Below are 1,918 nucleotides of genomic sequence, written 5' to 3'. Positions count from 1 at the left end.
GCCCAGGCCATCCACAATCAGGGCAGCCGCCGCAGCGGGCCTTTTATCGCGGTCAATTGCGGAGCCATCCCGCGCGAACTGGTGGGGAGTGAACTGTTTGGCTATGCTGAAGGAGCCTTCACCGGAGCCAGAAAAGGGGGCAGCCCGGGAAAATTCGAACTGGCTTCGGGGGGGACCCTGTTTCTTGATGAGATCGGCGACATGCCACTGGAGCAGCAGGTTACCTTGTTAAGAGTCTTGCAAGAAAAAAGCATTACCAGAATCGGGGACAGCAAACTCATACCCATTGACGTAAGGGTGATCTGCGCCACCAACAAGAACCTGTGGGAAGAGGTTGAAATCGGCAGCTTCCGAGCCGACCTTTACTACCGCCTCAATGTTATTTCTATACAGATTCCGCCCTTGCGGTCGCGTATCAGAGACATCCCGCTCCTGTTCGATTATTTCCTGGAGGCTATTCGCTCCAAAACGGGGCGCCAGTTCTTCTATGATAAAGAAAGCTTGATGAAGCCTTTGCAGAGATACCATTGGCCCGGCAATATCCGGGAATTGCAGAACGTGGTTGAACGCATGGTCAATATAGCCGGCGGGCCGAATTTGAGCATAGAGCATTTGCCCCCTGAAATAAGAAAGAACGACTTCGCAGGCAATTCATTCAATCGGGCGGGCAAGGCCGAAACCATATTTGAAGCCCGGCAAAACAGCAAAAAGCAGCGGGCTGAGCAGGAAAAACAGAACATCATGGCCCTGCTGGATAAATACAATGGAAATGTAAGCCAGGTAGCCCGTGAGATGGGATATGACCGCAGCACCATCTATAGAAAGATGCGCAATTATAGTATCCAATCAACATAATAGCGTTGCATCATATTGCGTTTTGCAACATAATGCAACATAAAGCCGCAGTGGCGCAACAATTCGTAATAAATAAGTTGGCTAGCCCATAATTGGTATAGAAAATAAAAGAACCGTTTAAATCGCCGTTTGCGGCGATTTTATATTTTTTATTGCCGGCATGGATGATTTGGCATGAAGATTGCTTATATATTAGAAGCAGAACCAGTTATTTTGCAGTACTATTTTGGGGGAGGTTGAGGCCAGGAGATGAATATTCGTCGCGGCAGGGATGATCCCGCAGTGTAGGAGCAGCCAGGCAATCAGGATGAGGTCGCTGCGGGTGTAGATTATGAGCGGAACGCATCCGTATCCTTCGCCAAGGAATAGACGACCCGGCGATTGCCCTCAAGAAAGTTCAATGTCATCAAATCACCTATAGAAAGCCCATAATAAATGGGATGTAGCGCCAGGAGGAGTTATTAAAATACGTATATAAAATAAAGAAAATCTGTCAGGTTCCAGAAACACTGGCAGAACTAGAAAAAGGGCCTGCTAAGCAAGGAGTATAGGGCGGATTTTAGCAAAGGCCTATTGAGAGGAGGAGCATACTTGGCGCGGATTGATGACCTGGTTCTGAAGAATGCTTTGATAGCTAATTACGAAGGAGAGATTAAGGATAGGAAGCCTCATGGAATAGGTTGTGCATATTATCGCAGCGGCGGACGTTATGAAGGCAGTTGGAAAGAAGGTAAACGTTCCGGTTATGGCAAGGAATTCTATCCGGATGGGACTCTGAGATACGAAGGAAACTGGGAGAACGGGCTGCGCAGTGGTTATGGCAAATCTTACTATACCACCGGTGAACTGGCCTATGAAGGAGAATGGTCCAAGGATAAACCTGTTAATTATCCGGAATCATACTTAACTCCCTAAAAATAATCCCCAAAATCTTTTATTAAATTGCTACCCCCACCCCTTCACAATATTTCTCTCTAAACCCGCTTAAACCTAAGCGGGTATCTTTTTGCCCATTTTAGGTTGGTCTCCTGAGCTTCCCCTATCTAACCTCGATGGGATCACT

Annotated in this window: 2 protein-coding genes; both read left to right on the top strand. The window is 47.3% G+C overall.

Translation table 11 applies throughout. The features are described 5' to 3' along the window. Positions 1 to 855, top strand: an 855-nt coding sequence (locus B3W37_RS02755) for a sigma-54 interaction domain-containing protein (RefSeq protein ID WP_483174718.1), incomplete at its 5' end; no start/stop codon positions are given. Between the two features lie 591 nt (positions 856 to 1,446). Further along, positions 1,447 to 1,770 carry a hypothetical protein gene (locus B3W37_RS02750; protein ID WP_481039350.1) on the top strand — a complete coding sequence of 108 codons (324 nt, stop codon included), beginning with the start codon at positions 1,447 to 1,449 and terminating at the stop codon, positions 1,768 to 1,770. The last annotated feature ends 148 nt before the right edge of the window (positions 1,771 to 1,918 follow it).

The organism is Syntrophomonas sp. UBA5494 (assembly GCF_002426325.1).
Note: the sequence above shows the minus strand (reverse complement) of the source record. Positions and strands in the feature narration are given on the sequence as shown.